Source organism: Pseudomonas sp. F220 (assembly GCF_057813935.1).
In genome coordinates, this window is sequence record NZ_JBVASJ010000009.1 from 143,901 (window position 1) to 162,022 (window position 18,122).

Consider the following 18,122-nt stretch of genomic DNA (forward strand, 5'->3'; position numbering starts at 1 on the left):
AAAGCCTCTAGCCTGCTGCCTGGAGAATGATTTGACGTACAAACAAGAGCTTAGAGAAACCATAAATATCAGCTATTTGACGCGCCTAAATTAATCCTACCGCCCATCGTTCAATTTCTTGACGCGCCGCCTTGGGTCTTCTTAGCTACACCTTACTACCCCCGGAAACACTACCAGGGGCAAGCCTCGAAACGCCTGCGCAAGCGGGCCGCCAGGGCTTTGCCTCATTAAATTCGGTCGCCCCTCATTCGGGGTAGGAGAGACGCCAGAGCGAGATAAGGCATGCGATTGCAAGGTAGACCTCCATGAAAACCTCCTTCACCTCACAAGAGATCAAAATCACTATTTGCACCGTTTCGACGTCACTGCTGCTGTGTTCTTCCATGGAGGTTAAGGCAGCCTCCCCTGAAGATCAGTCGATCCCCTGGTATCACCAGGACGTTCCAGCGTTTACCTTGCCAACACCTGATTTGATGTTTACTGGCCGCGTCACTTCAAACCCCACTTTCGATACTCACCCGCTGACCATTTACGAGGCCGCGCCCTCTGCGTGGGAGCGGGTGTATGGTCAAGCCTCCAGGCAGGCTGAAACCGAATACCTCACCTCAGCGTTTTCCGACAACGCCGATGGCCTCCTCAAGGCGCCAGCCCTTTACACCCTGCAAAATGACAGCGGCCCTACCCAGCGCGTCGGCCTGCTAGGTGGACAGAGCCAGTTCCAGGCCAACAGCAACGGTATTCTGCCCACCCGCCTTATGGCCGACCCGAGTAATGACAACCTTAACCTGCAAGGCTCAAGCCTCGGTGCCTACTGGAGCCTGACAGGTCTGCAGGGCTGGCATGTGGATTTGACCGCGAGCGGTGGCCGGGTCAACGGCTATAGCCGCACCGATGTCGGCGTACGACAAGCGGCCGAAGGTAGCGCGATGACACTGTCGGTCGAAGGTGGATTTCCCATCGGCATCAGCGATAACTGGGTAGTTGAACCCCAGGCTCAGTTGATCAACCAGCGGATTACCCTGGACACCCCGAATGCCGGAAGTGGCAACTCGTCGTCCAGCGACTTGACCTCCTGGAGTGGCCGGGTTGGTGCGCGTTTGAAAGGTAACTACCAGATTAGCGGGCTGCCAATCGAACCCTACGTTCGGACCAACTTGTGGCACACGGTAAACACCAGTGACACGCTGACCCTCGGCCAGGTCGACAAGATCAGCAGTAGCCGCAACTCCTCCACCGTTGAACTGGGCCTTGGCCTGATAGCCAAGGTCTCGCCCACCGTGAACCTTTATATGAGCGCCGATTACAGCAGCGACGTCGACACCAACGCCCTCAACGGCTTGATCGGGGTCCTGGGTATACAGATGCGTTGGTGAGGATGTGGGTGTTGGGCAGTGACATGTTTAGTGTCTGAGCCGCCGTCATCGCGAACATCGGAACGCCGCCCGGCCCACTCCCACATTAGTTTTGCGTCGATCCATGATGCCGCGAACGACGCAAAACTAATGAGGGAAGGACCGGGCGACGTTCGCTTGCTCGCGATGGACTTGCAGCCGCCGCTATCGCTCGATCACCCCTCGGGCCGCAAGATCAACACGGCCAACGGCGGTAGATTCAACGCCAGCGACAACACCTGGCCATGGCTGGGCTCGTCCTCGGTGAAGACGCCCCCGCCGTTACCATAGTTGGAGCCGGCATAGGTGTCGGCATCGCTGTTGATCACCTCGTTCCAGCGCCCGGCAAACGGCACGCCGATCCGATAGGCCTGACGGGGCACCGGCGTGAAGTTGGCCACCACCAGCACTGGGCGCCCTTCCTTGCTCCAGCGCATCCAGGCGTAGACGCTATTGATCGCATCATCACCGATCAACCACTGGAAACCCTGCGGAGCATCGTCCTGATCGTGCAGCGCCGGCTCTTCGCGGTACAGCCGATTGAGGTCCCCCACCAGTTTCTGCACACCTCTGTGTTCCGGGTACTGCAACAAATACCAATCAAGCTGCTGATCGTGATTCCACTCCCGCCATTGGCCGAACTCGCAGCCCATAAACAGTAGCTTCTTGCCCGGATGCGCCCACATGAAAGTCAGGTAGGCCCGCAGGTTGGCGAATTTCTGCCAGCGGTCACCGGGCATTTTGTCGATCAGCGAATGCTTGCCGTGCACCACTTCATCATGGGAAATCGGCAGAATGAAACGCTCGGACCAGGCGTAAACCAGGCCGAAGCTCAACTCGTTGTGATGGTGAGCGCGGTACACCGGATCCTGCTGAATGTAATGCAGCGAGTCGTGCATCCAGCCCATGTTCCATTTGTAAGCGAAGCCCAAACCACCCTGCTGGGTGCTCTGACTGACCCCTGGCCAGGCGGTGGATTCCTCGGCAATCATCAGCGCACCCGGCGCTTCCAGAGCGATCACATCGTTCAGGTGGCGGACAAAATCGATGGCTTCCAGGTTCTCGCGACCGCCATGACGATTGGGCACCCACTCGCCGGGGTTACGTGAATAGTCGCGGTAGAGCATCGAGGCCACCGCATCCACCCGCAGACCATCGACATGGTAATGCTTGAGCCAGTGCAGCGCCGAAGCCAGCATGAATCCGTGAACTTCGGTTCGACCCAGGTTGTAGATCAGTGTGTCCCAGTCCTGATGGAAGCCTTCCATCGGGTTGCCGTACTCGTACAGCGCGGTACCGTCGAACTGCGCCAGGCCATGGGTATCGGTGGGAAAATGCGCCGGCACCCAATCCAGAATCACGCCGATGTCCGCCTTATGGCAGGCGTTGACGAATGCAGCGAAATCATCCGGTGAGCCGTAACGGGCGCTCGGGGCAAACTGCGACAGCGGCTGGTAACCCCAGGAACCACCGAACGGATGTTCCATGATCGGCATCAGTTCGATATGGGTGAAGCCGAGATCCTGCACATAGGGAATCAAACGCTCCGCCAGTTCGTGCCAATTGTACTGACGTGCTACTTCTCCCAGGTCATCGACTTCGCACTGCCAGGAGCCGGCATGCAGCTCATAGATCGACAACGGCGCATCCGGCCGTTGGCGCTCGCCACGGGTCTGCATCCACTCCTGGTCCTGCCAGTCGATCTTCAGCGGGGAAGCGACTTTCGATGCAGTGTCCGGCGGCAGCTGAGTCGCCAGTGCCATCGGATCAGCCTTGAGCGGCAGAATCCCGTCCGCACCAAGAATCTCGTACTTGTAGGCCTCCCCTGCTTGCAGACGCGGGATAAACAATTCCCACACGCCAGAGGGATGACGCAGGCGCATGGGATGCCGACGGCCATCCCAGATGTTGAAGTCGCCCACCACCGAGACCCGCCGGGCATTCGGTGCCCACACCGCAAAGCGCACGCCGTCGACACCGTCCACGGTCTTCAACTGCGCACCAAGGCAGGCGCTCAGGTCGCGGTGATTGCCTTCGGCGAACAGGTACAGATCCATTTCGCCCAACAGCTGACCAAAGCTGTAGGGGTCTTCGCAGGTCTGCTCGCCGCCCGCCCAGTTGATCTGCAACTGATAGGCCTGAGCCCGGTCGAAATGCCCGACAAACAAACCCGGCACATCGGCCGCGTTCAGACTTCCGAGCGCTTCACCACTGTCCCTGGCCAGCACCTGAACACTCAGGGCATCCGGTAAAAAGGCACGGATAATCTGCCCGCCTGCACCATCGTCATGGGGGCCCAGAATCGCAAACGGGTCGCGATGCTCGGCACGTACCAAGGCCTCAATATCCTTTGCGCTGGGCAGCAATCTCACTGTCGAATGTCCCTGTTCCCTGCTTGAGAAACTCATGACTACTCTCCGCTGGTCTCTGTGTCGGAAAAGGGTTTAAGCCCACTCAATAACCCGTACAAACCGTGCAATGGCACCGGCAGCCAAGTGGGTCGATTTTCCGCTTCATACACCACTTCATAGGCTGCTTTCTCCAGGCTGAACAACGCCAGCGCGGCGTCTTCACCTTCAGCGTTTTTCCATGCATGAGCAAGACTAGCTGTTGCCAGCCGATACGCCCGGATAAAGGCTTGTTTCGTCTCACTTAAATAACGATCCGTCACACGCTTGCGCGCGGCATGGGCCTGCGCCGAGCTGTCGACACTCTGCACATTCAGCGCCATCGCCGCCGCATAGTCGAACGAGCGCAGCACACCACCGACGTCCTTGTACGGACTGTGCTTGCCACGACGCTCATGCAATGCGCGCGCCGGTTCGCCTTCGAAGTCGATCAGGTAGGCGTCGCTTTTGATCACCAGCACCTGCCCCAGGTGCAGATCACCGTGTACCCGCATACGCAAGCCGCCGACGGTTTGTTTCGCCAGGCTCTGGATATGGCTCAGCAGGGCTTTCTTGTGTTGCAGCAAACGGCTGACCAATGCCTGATCCTCAGGCCCAAGCTCGGCCTGATGTTGCTCGATCATCTGCAAGGCGCGTTCCAGTTGCGCACCGATATGCGTGGCGCATGCCTGTACATCCTTGAGCGTACTCGGTTGCGCGCTGAAATCAGGATTGTCAGTCGGCGCGGCCAATACCTGATGCATCTCGCCCAGCCGCTGCCCCAGCATACCGGCGAAATCTTTCAATTCCGTCAGGGCGTTGTAATGCTGTTCCTGCTCGGAAATGGCTTCGGCCAATTCATCGCGAATCGCCCGTTCAAGGTTGTTCTGCGTCCACTCCCAAGCGTCGCCCTGATTGCTCAGGTAACCCTGGGCGATCATCAGCAGATTGTCCTGCCCCTGCTCGTCACGGCGAATCACCGAGCCGAGCAGCGGTGAGATATTAGTGAAGCCTGCCGAGGTCAAATAAGCGCCCATCTCCAGTTCCGGATGAACGCCGGCGCTGACTTTGCGGATCAGTTTCAACACCAGACTGCCACCGACGACCACTGAACTGTTGGACTGCTCGGCCGACAAGTAACGCACTTCAGATTCCTGGTTCAGACCGAGTTTGATCAGTTCGGCGGTGGGCTCGAAACGGATCTCGCCGTCGGTTGACGGCACGACGCTTTGGGTCTGAATGGCCTGCAAAACCGCACGAACAAAGGTATCGAGGCTGTAGGCATCGGTGATCAGGCCAACCTGCCGTCCGCGCCGGACCCGCGCCAGTGCAAGCTGCTGCGGCAAGGCTGCGCTGAACTGATCCTCGGCCAACAAACCGAATGGCAACTGATAGCGACTCGTCTGCCCATCACTGGTGACCTCGATCTCGCTGAGCAGTACCGGATGCTGCGGGTCACCAAAGCGCACGCCGTAGGCGATATGTACCTGTTCGATGGCCGAGTCCTTGCCCGCGAACCAGCGCCGTTTGGGCAGCCAGGCCGGCAGTGAGGTTTGCTCCAGGGTGGTGCGCGACGGAGCTTCAAGCAACTCTTCGAGGCGTTTTTTCAGGACCAGGGTGGTGAAGTCCGGCATGCTTTTCGCCGGTTCCACGTGCCAGCTCGGCATTTGATTTTCCGCCGCCAGCACGAACCAATAGAAACCGTACGGCGCCAGGGTCAGCAAAAAGGTCAGCTGACCTATCGGTGGAAAAGCATTCCCACCGAGCATCTCCACCGGCACCATCCCGACGAACGCCGACAGGTCCAGTTCGGCTGCCTGAGCGCTGCGGGACACGTTGGCCACACAGAGGATGATTTCGTGCTTGCCGTCGGCTCCTGTGTATTCCCGGGTATAGGCCAAAATCCGTCGATTACTTGGCGAGAGCATCTTCAGCGTGCCGCGACCGAACGCCTTCGACTGTTTACGCACCGCCAGCATCCGCCGGTTCCAGTTCAGCAGTGAATGCGGATCGCCGGCCTGAGTCTCGACGTTCACCGACAGATAGCCGTAGAGCGGGTCCATGATCGGTGGCAGCACCAGGCTGGCCGGGTCGGCGCGGGAGAAACCGCCGTTACGGTCGATCGACCATTGCATCGGTGTGCGCACACCGTCGCGGTCTCCGAGGTAGATATTGTCGCCCATGCCGATTTCATCGCCGTAATACAGGGTCGGCGTGCCTGGCATCGACAGCAGCAGACTGTTAAGCAACTCGATCCGGCGGCGGTCGCGTTCCATCAGCGGTGCCAAGCGCCGACGAATCCCCAGGTTGATCCGCGCCCGACGGTCGGCCGCGTAGTAATTCCACAGGTAATCGCGCTCTTTGTCGGTGACCATTTCCAGGGTCAGCTCATCATGATTGCGCAGGAAAATCGCCCATTGGCAGTTGGCGGGAATCTCCGGGGTCTGACGCAGGATGTCGGTGATCGGAAAGCGATCTTCCTGGGCCAGTGCCATGTACATGCGCGGCATCAACGGGAAGTGAAAGGCCATGTGGCACTCGTCGCCACTCTCCCCCTTGGAAGCACCGCCTTTCGTATCACCGAAGTACAGCTGAGTGTCTTCCGGCCACTGGTTGGCTTCGGCCAGCAGCATGCGGTCCGGGTAATTGGCATCGATCTCGGCACGGATCTGCTTGAGCACCTGATGGGTCTCCGGCAGGTTCTCGTTGTTGGTGCCGTCGCGTTCGATCAGGTAGGGAATCGCATCCAGCCGCAAGCCGTCGATGCCCATGTCCAGCCAGTAGCGCATCACCGAGAGCACGGCTTTCATGACTTGCGGGTTGTCGAAATTCAGGTCCGGTTGGTGAGAATAGAAACGGTGCCAGAAGTACTGACCGGCTACCGGGTCCCAGGTCCAGTTGGATTTTTCGGTGTCGAGAAAAATGATCCGTGTGCCATCGTATTTCTGATCGTCATCGGACCATACATAGAAGTCCCGCGCTGCCGATCCGGGCTTGGCTTTGCGCGCGCGCTGAAACCACGGGTGTTGGTCGGAGGTGTGGTTGATGACCAGCTCGGTGATGACACGCAGCCCACGCTGGTGAGCCTCGGCGATAAAGCGCCTGGCGTCGGCCATGGTCCCATAGTCGGCGTGAACGCCCCGGTACTCGGCAATGTCGTAACCATCGTCGCGCCGCGGCGACGGGTAGAACGGCAGCAACCAGATGGTGTTCACACCCAGATCGGCAATGTAATCAAGTTTGGAGATAAGACCAGGAAAGTCGCCGATTCCATCGTTATTGGAGTCGAAAAATGACTTTACGTGAACTTGATAGATCACCGCGTCCTTGTACCAGAGCGGATCATTGATAAAGGCGGCTGACCTGGGCTTCTTCGCCATTGGAAACTCCTCTTTAAGTGCGGTGACGGCGCCTAATGTGGGAGCGAGCCTGCTCGCGAAGGCGGTCTGTCAGTTGACTAAGAGCTTTCGCGAGCAGGCTCGCTCCCACAGGGCTCTGTGTCGGCCTTTAGCTCTTGGTTATCCGCCAGATCCCGAACGGCTGGTGCCACGGTTCGATCCGCATCCACTGATTTTTTCCGTACCAGGTCCAGCGATGGCCGCTCATCAAGTCCTCGCCCTGGGTGGCAGCGTTGTCGGGCAAGCCCATCTCCCACAGCGGCAATTCGAAATTCGCCTCTTGCGCATTGAAAGGATCAAGGCTGACCGCCACCAGAATGAAATTGCTGCCATCGGCGCTCCGTTTGCCGAAATACAGAATGTTGTCGTTCCAGGCGTTGTAGACCGTAAGCCCCAGATGAGTGTGCAGCGCCGGGTTCTGTCGGCGAATGCGGTTGAGCTGGGCAATCTCGGCAATGATGTTGCCCGGCGCGTTGAAGTCCCGTGGGCGGATCTGATACTTCTCCGAGTCCAGGTACTCCTCCTTGCCCGGCACTGGCGCGGCTTCACACAGCTCGAAGCCCGAGTACATGCCCCACAACCCCGAGCCCATGGTCGCCAGCGCGGCACGGATCAAGAATCCGGCACGACCGGACTCATGCAGAAAACCCGGGTTGATGTCCGGGGTATTGACGAAGAAATTCGGCCGGAAACACTCGCGCCACGGCGACTCGTTCAGCTCGGTGAGATACGTCGCCAGCTCAGCCTTGGTATTGCGCCAGGTGAAATAGGTGTAGCTCTGGGAATAGCCGACCTTGCCGAGGCGCGCCATCATCGCTGGCGTGGTAAAAGCCTCGGCGAGAAAAATCACGTCGGGATAGACCGCCCGTACATCGGCGATCATCCATTGCCAGAATGGCAAAGGTTTGGTGTGTGGGTTATCGACCCGAAAGATCTTCACCCCCTCCTCGACCCAACCGACGACGACATCTCGCAGTTCGAGCCAAAGGCTGGGAATCGCCTCGGCGGCATAGAAGTCGACGTTGACGATGTCCTGATACTTCTTCGGCGGATTCTCGGCGTATTTGATGGTGCCGTCCGGCCGCCAGTTGAACCAGCCCGGATGCTGCTCAAGCCACGGGTGATCCTGGGAACACTGAATGGCGAAGTCCAGGGCGATTTCCAGCCCATGCTCAGCGGCAGCGGCCACCAGCCGGTGGAAATCTTCACGGGTGCCCAATTCAGAGTGAATCGCCTCATGCCCACCCTCGGCGCTACCGATGGCATAGGGGCTGCCCGGATCATCAGGACCGGCCGTCAAAGAATTGTTCGGACCTTTGCGGTAGCTGCGGCCAATCGGGTGGATCGGCGGGAAGTACAGAACGTCGAAGCCCATGTCATGGAGCATCGGCAATCGCGAATGCACATCATTAAAGGTGCCATGGCGCGCCGGGTCATCGGTGATCGAGCGCGGAAACAGCTCATACCAACTGGCGAACTGCGCCAGCTCACGTTCGACGTCCAGCGGGTATTCGGGGCTGATACTGAGGAAGGCACGATGATCGGTCTGGGCCATCAGTTCAGCGCTGCGTTGGTGCAGAAACAACGCGACCTGTTCGGTTTCAAGCAAACCGGACAGTTCATGGTGCAACGCGTTCAACTGCTCACTCAACACGCCTTCACTACGTTCGAGCGCTTGCCTCACCAGGTTGCGCCCTTCCTGCAACTCCAGGCTGACCGGCACGCCAGCCATGTGTTTCTTGCCCAGCTCATAACAAAAACTGGCGAACTGATCAATCCAGGCTTCGATGCAAAACACATAGAGACCTTGCCTGTCCAACGTGAACTGCCCTTGCCAGCCGTTGTTACCCAAGTCGGTCATGTCCTGGCTTTGCCAGACGCAATCAGCCGACCCACGCCAGCGGATCTTGACGGCCAGCTTGTCATGGCCGTCGGCGAACACCTTGCTGGTAACCGTCACGGGCTGGCCCACCACGGCTTTGACCGCAAACTGACCACCATCGATGACAGGCTGGGTGCTCTCGATCGCAATTCGCGGCAATAACAACGCCTGCGACAAGGGTAATTTCGGGTTGTGCTCAAGCTCTGTCGGTTTTTCAGCAATCATCGAGCATCTCTCCTTACGCCCCATGGACGCTCTTGTGCCTGGCTTGTGCCTGGTCGTATCTCACATGCGCTCGTCTGTCTCTGAATGAACTCACTTAGGTTCCGAGCCAAAAAACCAACGGAAAGTTCAGACGAATTTACCTGCGGCGTACCTCGGCAAACAATCGGGAGTCAAAGTCCCGCGTCGACGGTCAACCGCTTTACTCCTGTCAACAACAAGCAGAATCGAGGCCACGTTAATGGGTATTCCAATTCCAGCTGAAACGCCTGATCCCAATATTGATGAGCCGACCCTGCCACCGCCCGACCCTGCACCTATTCCGGAGCAGGACCCGATACCACCCGGCATTCAGGCGCCAGTGGGAGACCCTCCGAGCGGCGAACCGCCGGTCAAGGCTTGATGCAAGAGTAGTTATAGATCCCGGCAGGCGTGCTTGAGGTGGCTTCTTGAAGTGGCAGTTTTTTTGTCAATTGAGGCTACCGTTCGTCGCCTTTCCTTGAAAAAAACAAGCCTGCTTCAGGATGTAACGCACATAAAAAAAGAAATTACGTACTTGATCCTACAGTTACGTTTCGGCCAGCGTCACCTTCATATATTTCAGCCTGATTTGACTGATCCAGATCACAAACAGCGTCAAGCGTCTGCGTTAGGGGTTGGCGTCTCGCTGTAACGGGCTCGCCAGGGGTGCAGCAACGAACGACTCGACTTACCTCAAATGAGAACGCCCTGTAGGGATCTTAAAAAAATCCCCCTAAGTGCCGGCAGAACGCCAGCAGCGCTACTAAGCTAATTACAACATGCAAAAGGTTCACCCAGCTGGCACAGAGGCGTGTTCCCTGATACCGCGCTTTAGAGTAGTTAGAGGTTCAAAGGGAGGAGCATATGATAAATGAACCGTACATCCTATTTACTAGAATACCGATAATAAAAGATGACAGTGGCAAACTATTTACCGACCCTCTGTGGGCAAAGGATTTAAAACTACATTTAGACTACATAGAAAACTTCGGAATTTGTTGTCCCGTTGAAAAAAGCAAGAACCCCGAAGGACTAAAAGACATTACCAACCTGGGAATCAAGTGGGTTTTTGAATTAAAAAAAGATCATGGACTTAACTCCACCTTAAAAAACTTACTCCCAAACTTCAGCGTAGTAAGAAAAGCATGCACGAAAGCAAAAATTGTTCATTCTGGAGGTGCAGGATGGGCATTTCCTTTGTCTTTTTATTTGTTACCACTTAAGCCGTTTATATCTTTTCAATGGGTTATCGTTATAGAGTCTTCTTTCTGGATGCTTGGCCAGGGCGAGCATAAAACGATTAGAAAAATAATCGAACATTACGCTCATAAAATTCTGTTAACACGCTGCTTAAGGGCAGCCAATGCAAGAATATTCACCCAATCATTTTACAGGGAATATTTTTTGGGAGATGACAAAAGGCGAACATTGATAAATCCTGCAACTTGGGTAGATAAAAGCGATGCTGTAAGTCCAGGAGTTGTTGAGCGCAGGTTTCAAAACAGGAGTGATAATGCAGTAAAGATATTATTTCCATCACGCCTCGTAATAGATAAAGGCGTTTTTGTTGTACTCGCCGCCATAGAAAAATTGCAATTTTCCGATATCAATATAAGTATAACCATCATGGGCGCCGGTGAGTTAAAGGGGAAATGCCAGCGCTTTGCAAGCAATAGCCATGGGAGTATCAATGTCAAATACCAAAACCCTGTTGATTACGGGAAAGAATTTTTTGAGGTACTTGCCCAATATGATTGGGTATTAATTCCTACTCTAAAGCAGGAGCAGCCTAGAATTATTTTTGACGCGTTTAGCCAAGGTATTCCTGTCATAGGATCAGACACTTCTGGAATAAAGGATATTACGAATAAAGATAACGCTTTTACTTTTGAAACGGGGAATTCATCTAGCTTGGCAGAGGTCATTAGTCATGTTGCACGCAATCCTGGTCTCGCACTCAAGATGGGGCTGGCTGGCTTGGAGTATGCGGCTGGAAAGACCCATTTGCAGATGCATCAAGACAGAGAGATATTCCTTAAGGAAGTAGTGTCACCGCTCCATGAACCTGAACGAGCCCCATGAAAGACAGGACACCGTTTATAGGCAAACGGTTATCATACCGTGCCTGGAATTTTTCGTCCGGGCCTACGCAAGAAACATGGAAATTTGCAGAGCATTGGCGTGCAAGCATTTGAAGGTCACCGACAGTGGTTCGGTGATTTGACTGATGCAGATCACAGACAGCGCTCAGGGTCTGGGTTAGGCGCTGGCGTCTCGCTGTGACGGGGCCGCCGAGGGTGCAGCAACTTGTCGCAGGCAAGCGCCGGGAGCTCATCTGATCCGCTTTTTATTCCAATACCTGAGTCTGTTATGCAAACAGATCACTGGTCATAGTGCATCGGCCTGATGGAGGCTGATGAGCGAAAGACCATGAGCGATAGAATCCCCGTCCGATTAGTAGAAACATTCGAGCCTTCGCGTCCACAGATGAAGGCCAAATCCAGCGACAACCTGATCCATACGCGCAGCTTTACCGGTTTGTTCCGTAACTTGAGATTGAGCGGCGCAGGCTTTTTGTTTCTGGCGTTCTTCGGCACCGTGTGGTTGAACTGGGGCGGCCGTCAGGCGGTGCTCTGGGACCTGTCGGAAAGCAAGTTCCACATCTTCGGCGCGACGTTCTGGCCGCAGGATTTCATTCTGCTCTCGGCGCTGCTGATCATCTGCGCCTTCGGCCTGTTCGCGATCACTGTATTCGCCGGTAGGGTCTGGTGCGGCTACACCTGCCCTCAGAGTTCCTTTACCTGGCTGTTCATGTGGTGCGAAAAGGTCACCGAAGGCGAGCGCAATCAGCGTATCAAGCTGCAGGCCGCGCCCTGGAGTCTGAACAAACTGATGCGCCGTTCGGCCAAGCACACGATGTGGCTGGCCATCAGCCTGATCACCGGGTTGACCTTTGTCGGGTACTTCACGCCAATCCGGCCGCTGGCCAATGAGCTGCTGACCTTTCAAATGGCCGGTGTCAGCCTGTTCTGGGTGGTGTTTTTCACCGGTGCGACCTACATCAACGCCGGCTGGCTGCGCGAAGCCGTGTGCATGCACATGTGCCCGTATGCGCGGTTCCAGAGTGTGATGTTCGACAAAGACACCCTGACCATCTCCTACGATGTCGCCCGTGGCGAAAACCGTGGCCCGCGCAAACGTGATGCGAAACCTGCCGAAGTGGGTCTGGGCGATTGCATCGACTGTCATTTGTGCGTGCAGGTCTGCCCGACCGGCATCGACATCCGCGACGGCCTGCAGATGGAATGCATCGGTTGCGCAGCCTGTATCGACGCCTGCGATTCGATCATGGACAAAATGGGCTACGCCCGTGGCCTGATCAGCTATACCTCCGAGCATGAACTGCAGGGTGGCAAGACTCACCTGCTGCGCCCACGACTGATCGGCTACAGCGCGGTGCTGCTGGTGATGATCGGCGCGTTGGCGCTGGCCTTGGTGGAACGGCCGATGGTCTCGCTGGATGTGAGCAAGGACCGTGGCCTGTTCCGGGAAAACAGTCTGGGCCAGATCGAGAACATCTACAGCCTGAAGGTCATCAACAAGACCCAGCAGCGGCAGGACTACCGTTTGTCCTTGGTGGACGGTGACGGCTTCCAGTTGCAGGGCAAGACCGAGCTGAGCCTGGCGCCAGGAGAAATTGTTGATGTGCCGGTGTCAGTGGCGATGACCACCGACAAGCCAAGCAGCAGCTCGCAGAAGATCAGCTTCAAAATCACTGACAGCGACGAGCCAGACATTTATAGCGTGGCGAAGAGCCGGTTTGTTGCGCCGTTGAATCGATGAACCTTTAGAATCCTCCCCTCACCCTAACCCTCTCCCCAGGGGGTAGAGGGGACTGACCGAAGTGTCTATCGATTTACGGCGACCTGAAACACCGGGTCGATTATGGATTCAAAGCAGATTTTTCAAGTCGCAGTAAACCTTAAATATCCCCCTATCAGTCCCCTCGCCCCTCTGGGGAGAGGGTTAGGGTGAGGGGGCGATACCCCTGACACCCAACACAAAACCTAGCAACAAGGCTTTTCGATGAAACGCTACGAAAAATTCGCTGACGACATCGCTGAACTGATCCGCTCCGGGGTGCTCGGCCCTGGCCAGCGCGTGCCGTCGGTGCGTTACGCCAGCCAGACCTACGGGGTCAGCCCGTCCACGGTGTTCCAGGCGTATTACCTGCTGGAGCGTCGCGGCTTGATCCGTGCCCGGCCGCGCTCCGGCTACTTCGTCAACACCCACGCGCCGAGCCCATTCTCGGAGCCGGTGATCAGCAGCCAGGTCAACGAATCCACCGAAGTCGACGTCAGCGAACTGGTGTTCTCGGTGCTCGACTCGATCAAGGACCCGAACACCGTGCCCTTTGGGTCGGCCTTCCCCAGCCCGACCCTGTTCCCGCTACAACGTCTGGCCCGGTCATTGGCTAGCGCCAGCCGCGAAATGGACCCGCGAATGGTGGTCACCGACATGTCGCCGGGTAACCCGCAATTGCGTCGGCAAATTGCCCTGCGCTACATGGTCGGCGGCTTGATGCTGCCCATGGAAGAGTTATTGATCACCAACGGCGCCCTCGAGGCCCTGAACCTGTGCCTGCAAGCGGTGACCGAACCCGGTGACCTGGTGGCCATCGAAGCCCCGGCGTTTTATGCCAGCCTGCAAGTGCTGGAACGACTGAAGCTCAAAGCCGTGGAAATCCCCGTGCACCCACGAGATGGCATCGACCTTGGAGTCCTGGCGCAAACCCTCGAGCGACACCCGATCAAAGCCTGCTGGTGCATGACCAGCTTCCAGAACCCCATGGGCGCAACGATGCCCGAGGCCAAGAAACAGGAACTGGTGGAGCTATTGCGCACTCATCAAGTGCCGCTGATCGAGGACGACGTCTACGCCGAACTCTATTACGGCCAACAGGCGCCGAAACCGGCCAAGTCCTTCGACACTGAAGGTCTGGTGATGCACTGCGGCTCGTTCGCCAAAAGCCTGGCACCTGGTTACCGCATCGGCTGGGTCGCCGCCGGGCGCTATGCGCAAAAAATCGAGCGTCTGAAACTCATGACCTCGCTCTGCGCCTCAATGCCCGCCCAGGCCGCCATCGCCGACTACCTGCAACACGGCGGCTACGACCGTCATCTGCGCAAACTACGCTACGCCCTGGAAGAACAGCAAAGCGCCATGCTCGCAGCCATCGCCCGCTACTTCCCGGCGCAAACCCGCGTCAGCCAACCGGCAGGCGGCTACTTTCTGTGGCTGGAACTGCCGGCGCAAATGGACTCGTTGAAGCTGTTTCAGATGGCCCTGGCCCAAGGCATCAGCATTGCACCGGGGCCGATCTTCTCGCCGACCCAGCGGTTCAGGAATTGTATTCGATTGAATTACGGCAGCCCCTGGAACGAGGACGCCGAGAAGGCGATGGAGACGTTGGGCAGAATTGTGCGGTCGTTCTGAGGGTTCGATGTCGTCTGGGGCATCGCCATCGCGAGCAGGCTCGCTCCCACATTGGATCTGCGTTGTTCACACCATAGTGGCCATATGCAGATCAACTGTGGGAGCGAGCCTGCTCGCGATGACGGCTGAACAGACGATGTAGCTCTGAAGAATTAACGCCCGCCCCCCAAATCCACAAAAGTCCCGGTCGCATACGACGCCTTGTCCGACAGCAACCAGATAATCGCTTCGGCCACTTCCTCAGGACGGCCGCCGCGGGCCATGGGGATGCCGGGTTCGAGTTTGCTGACCCGGTCCGGGTCGCCGCTCAGGGCGTGGAAATCGGTGTAGATGTAACCCGGGCGCACCGAATTGACGCGGATCCCCTCGCCTGCCACTTCTTTGGACAGACCAATAGTGAAGGTATCCAGCGCACCTTTGGAGGCCGCGTAATCGACGTATTCACCCGGTGAACCCAGGCGCGAAGCAACAGAGGAGACGTTGACGATACTGCCGCCCTGGCCGCCGTGTTTGGGCGACATGCGCAATACCGCGTGCTTGGCGCAAAGAATCGGCCCCAGCACGTTGGTTTTCATGACTTTGAGAATGCGAAACTCGGACATTTCATCGACCCGGGACTTGTGCCCGACGGTGCCCGCGTTGTTGACCAGTGCCGTCACTCGGCCCAGTTCGGTATCGACCCGATGGAACAAGCCGATGACTTCGTCTTCGATACTGACATCGGCGCGCACGGCAATCGCCTGGGCGCCCAGATCGCGAACTTGCTCGAGTACGTGCTGGGCGGCCTGCTCGTCCGCCTGGTAATTGATACAGATTCGATAACCCTGCTGCGCTGCCAGCAGCGCGGTGGCCGCGCCGATACCGCGGCTGCCACCAGTGATGACCATGACTTTGTCCATGCTTGCTCTCCCTATTCAGACCTTAAGCATTGGTCGCACAATACCTGCCAGCGAGTGCTTTTGCATGGGCTCAAGTCAAGCACAACGCGGTTCAACTTACCGCGAGTTGCTCCGCGCTATGGATCTCAGCCATAAAGCGCTCCGCGGGCAGTGGATGCCCGAGCAGATAACCTTGCAGCGAATCGCAACCCAACTGGGTCAGGAAGTTCTGCTGAACGTCGGTCTCCACGCCTTCTGCGACGATCCGCAGCCCCAACGCCTGACCGAGGGCGACGATCGCTGAGACGATGGCGGCGTCATCGCTATCATGTTCCAGATCGCGGACAAAACCACGGTCGATCTTCAATTCGTTGGCCGGCAAACGCTTGAGGTACATCAGACTCGAATAACCGGTGCCAAAGTCATCAATGGACAAATCGACACCCATTTCCGAGAGTTCCTGGAGCACCGTCATGCTCGCATCCGCGTCGCTCATAGCGGTGGTTTCAGTGATTTCCAGGGTCAGACTGTTGGCTGGCAAGTGGTGCCGCGCCAAGGCGCCGGCGACGCTTTTCACCAGCTCCGCATGACAAAACTGCAAGGCCGACAGGTTCACTGCGATACGCCAATCGGTGTAACCCTGCACGTACCACTCTCGCATCTGGCGGCAGGCTTCGTTCAATACCCACTCGCCTATCGGGATGATCAAACCGGTCTTTTCCGCCAGTTCGATAAATTTGTCCGGCAATAGCATGCCGTGTTGCGGATGTTCCCAGCGTAGCAAGGCCTCGGCACCTACTGGCTGGCCGTTGCTGGCATCGAACTTGGGTTGGTAATACAGACTGAATTGCTCGTGCTCGACAGCAGCGCGCAAGTCTTGCAGCAATTGCAGATGTTTACGGGCGTTGGTGTTCATCGAGGCATCGAAGAAACGGTAGCCGTTTTTGCCAGTACCTTTGGCGTGATACATCGCCGCGTCGGCGTTCATCAGCAATTCTTGTGCAGTCTCACCATTACCGGGGTAAAGGGCGATGCCGATGCTGGCGGATATTTGCAAGTCATGCTCAGCAACCCGAAACGAGCGCGAGAGTAGCCCAACCTGACGGGCCGCCAAGCGCAGGGCATCGTCCGGTTCGCCGAGCTGCACCAGCAACACGAATTCGTCACCACCGATGCGCGCCAGCGTGTCCTGGCTGCGCAAATCCTCGCGCAAGCGCAGACCGACTTCACGCAGCAACTGGTCGCCCATGTGATGCCCAAAGGCATCATTAACCGGTTTGAAACCGTCCAGATCGATGAACATCAGCGCAAAACAACCACCCTGTTCCTGCACCAGACTCATCGCCTGATCAATCCGGTCGGCCAGCAGCACCCGGTTCGGCAATCCGGTCAAGGTGTCGTGCAGGGCCAGTTGGGTGAGTTCCTGATTGGCCTGGGTCAACGAATCGGCCAGATCGGCAGTGCGGGCTTCCAGGCGCGCATCGAGGATGGAGGTCAGCAAGGCAATGCACAACACCGCCAGGGTCGTGACCAGCACCAGGTTGTCCAGGCCCTTACCGCTCAGGCCATCGATCGCCGCGCCACAAAAGCTGCCGTCGGCGAAACGCGCGGCGGCCATACCGGTGTAATGCATACCGACAATGGCGATGCCCATGATGACCGCCGCACCGCCACGGGCCAATCTGACGTAAGGCGTGTCCTGGCGCAGCCGGAAGGCAATCCACAGCGCCGCGGCAGAGGCCGCGACGCTGAACAACAAGGAAGCGCTGAACAATGTCGGGTCGTAATCGATACCCGGCTGCATGCGCATGGCGGCCATGCCGGTGTAATGCATGGCGCTGATCCCCGCGCCCATGATCAAGGCTCCGAAAGCCAACTGCCAGCCCGGCAAGCGCGGTTGACTGACCAGCCACAGGGCAAAACCACAGGACAGGATGGCGATCAGCAGGGATAACAAAGTGATCATGACGTCATAACCGAGGTCAATCGGCAATGTGACGGCCAGCATGCCGATAAAGTGCATCGACCAGACACCCACGCCCATGGCCAGCGCACCGCCAGCCGTCCACAGATGAACCGCCCGGCCTTTAGCAGTGGCGATACGCCCGGTAAGGTCGAGTGCGGTATAGGAAGCGAGAATCGCTACACAAAGGGAAACCAAAACCAGGACGGGGGAATAACTACCGATGAGCATGGGGCTTCTCGAGACCAGTGAGCCGAACTGCATCCATGCTCGGGGCAAAGTGGCGGATTGTACCGATTGCGCGAAATAACGCACTGAGAAAAAGTATCAATATGCCATTAGTCGATAGTCCGCTTATGTAGCAGCTGGCGAAGCCTGCGTTCGGCCGCGTAGCGGACGTAAATTAAACACCAAGATTCCGCAGGCTGATCGCAGAGGCTCATTCACGAGCACTTCGCACTCGAACGCAGGCTTCGCCAGCTGC

9 protein-coding genes are annotated in these 18,122 nt (G+C 57.3%); 4 read left to right on the forward strand and 5 right to left on the reverse strand.

What is annotated here, in order from left to right; translation table 11 throughout:
- Positions 1-305 precede the first annotated feature (305 nt).
- The gene (locus tag ACZYSM_RS11300) at positions 306-1,373 is read left to right on the forward strand and encodes an autotransporter domain-containing protein (RefSeq protein ID WP_489071574.1); all 1,068 of its coding nucleotides are present in this window, start codon (positions 306-308) and stop codon (positions 1,371-1,373) included.
- Positions 1,374-1,567: 194 nt separating this feature from the next.
- Here the strand turns inward: ACZYSM_RS11300 and glgB are convergent, their stop codons facing one another.
- The 3 genes from glgB to ACZYSM_RS11315 form a co-directional block, all read right to left on the reverse strand.
- The gene (gene glgB / locus ACZYSM_RS11305; RefSeq protein ID WP_489071575.1) at positions 1,568-3,799 is read right to left on the reverse strand and encodes a 1,4-alpha-glucan branching protein GlgB; all 2,232 of its coding nucleotides are present in this window, start codon (positions 3,797-3,799) and stop codon (positions 1,568-1,570) included.
- Between the two features lie 2 nt (positions 3,800-3,801).
- Positions 3,802-7,158 carry a maltose alpha-D-glucosyltransferase gene (gene treS / locus ACZYSM_RS11310; RefSeq protein WP_489071576.1) on the reverse strand — a complete coding sequence of 1,119 codons (3,357 nt, stop codon included), beginning with the start codon at positions 7,156-7,158 and terminating at the stop codon, positions 3,802-3,804.
- Between the two features lie 127 nt (positions 7,159-7,285).
- Positions 7,286-9,283 carry an alpha-1,4-glucan--maltose-1-phosphate maltosyltransferase gene (locus ACZYSM_RS11315; protein WP_489071577.1) on the reverse strand — a complete coding sequence of 666 codons (1,998 nt, stop codon included), beginning with the start codon at positions 9,281-9,283 and terminating at the stop codon, positions 7,286-7,288.
- Between the two features lie 882 nt (positions 9,284-10,165).
- Between ACZYSM_RS11315 and ACZYSM_RS11320 the strand changes: the two genes are divergently transcribed.
- The 3 genes from ACZYSM_RS11320 (at position 10,166) to mapR (ending at position 14,797) form a co-directional block, all read left to right on the forward strand.
- On the forward strand, positions 10,166-11,383 hold the full coding sequence (locus tag ACZYSM_RS11320; protein WP_489071578.1) for a glycosyltransferase family 4 protein: 1,218 nt from the start codon (positions 10,166-10,168) through the stop codon (positions 11,381-11,383).
- Positions 11,384-11,731: 348 nt separating this feature from the next.
- On the forward strand, positions 11,732-13,144 hold the full coding sequence (gene ccoG, locus ACZYSM_RS11325; RefSeq protein ID WP_489071579.1) for a cytochrome c oxidase accessory protein CcoG: 1,413 nt from the start codon (positions 11,732-11,734) through the stop codon (positions 13,142-13,144).
- A 243-nt stretch (positions 13,145-13,387) separates the two neighbouring features.
- Positions 13,388-14,797: a GntR family transcriptional regulator MpaR gene (mapR, locus tag ACZYSM_RS11330; protein ID WP_489071580.1), complete on the forward strand. Its 1,410-nt coding sequence runs from the start codon at positions 13,388-13,390 to the stop codon at positions 14,795-14,797.
- Between the two features lie 152 nt (positions 14,798-14,949).
- Here mapR and ACZYSM_RS11335 read toward each other — a convergent pair whose 3' ends face one another.
- Together ACZYSM_RS11335 and ACZYSM_RS11340 are read right to left on the reverse strand one after the other, a co-directional pair.
- Positions 14,950-15,696, reverse strand: coding sequence for an SDR family oxidoreductase (locus ACZYSM_RS11335; protein ID WP_489071581.1), 747 nt, complete (start codon positions 15,694-15,696; stop codon positions 14,950-14,952).
- A gap of 91 nt (positions 15,697-15,787) precedes the next feature.
- A complete protein-coding gene (locus tag ACZYSM_RS11340) occupies positions 15,788-17,869 on the reverse strand; it encodes a putative bifunctional diguanylate cyclase/phosphodiesterase (RefSeq protein ID WP_489071582.1) in 2,082 nt (693 codons plus the stop codon).
- Positions 17,870-18,122: the final 253 nt, after the last annotated feature.

Coding starts and splice junctions, on each gene's coding strand:
- ACZYSM_RS11340 (WP_489071582.1), bottom strand. CDS start 17,869: ATGCTCATCGGTAGTTATTCCCCCGTCCTGGTTTTGGTTTCCCTTTGT.
- treS (WP_489071576.1), bottom strand. CDS start 7,158: ATGGCGAAGAAGCCCAGGTCAGCCGCCTTTATCAATGATCCGCTCTGG.
- ACZYSM_RS11320 (WP_489071578.1), top strand. CDS start 10,166: ATGATAAATGAACCGTACATCCTATTTACTAGAATACCGATAATAAAA.
- ACZYSM_RS11300 (WP_489071574.1), top strand. CDS start 306: ATGAAAACCTCCTTCACCTCACAAGAGATCAAAATCACTATTTGCACC.
- ACZYSM_RS11335 (WP_489071581.1), bottom strand. CDS start 15,696: ATGGACAAAGTCATGGTCATCACTGGTGGCAGCCGCGGTATCGGCGCG.
- ACZYSM_RS11315 (WP_489071577.1), bottom strand. CDS start 9,283: ATGATTGCTGAAAAACCGACAGAGCTTGAGCACAACCCGAAATTACCC.
- glgB (WP_489071575.1), bottom strand. CDS start 3,799: ATGAGTTTCTCAAGCAGGGAACAGGGACATTCGACAGTGAGATTGCTG.
- ccoG (WP_489071579.1), top strand. CDS start 11,732: ATGAGCGATAGAATCCCCGTCCGATTAGTAGAAACATTCGAGCCTTCG.
- mapR (WP_489071580.1), top strand. CDS start 13,388: ATGAAACGCTACGAAAAATTCGCTGACGACATCGCTGAACTGATCCGC.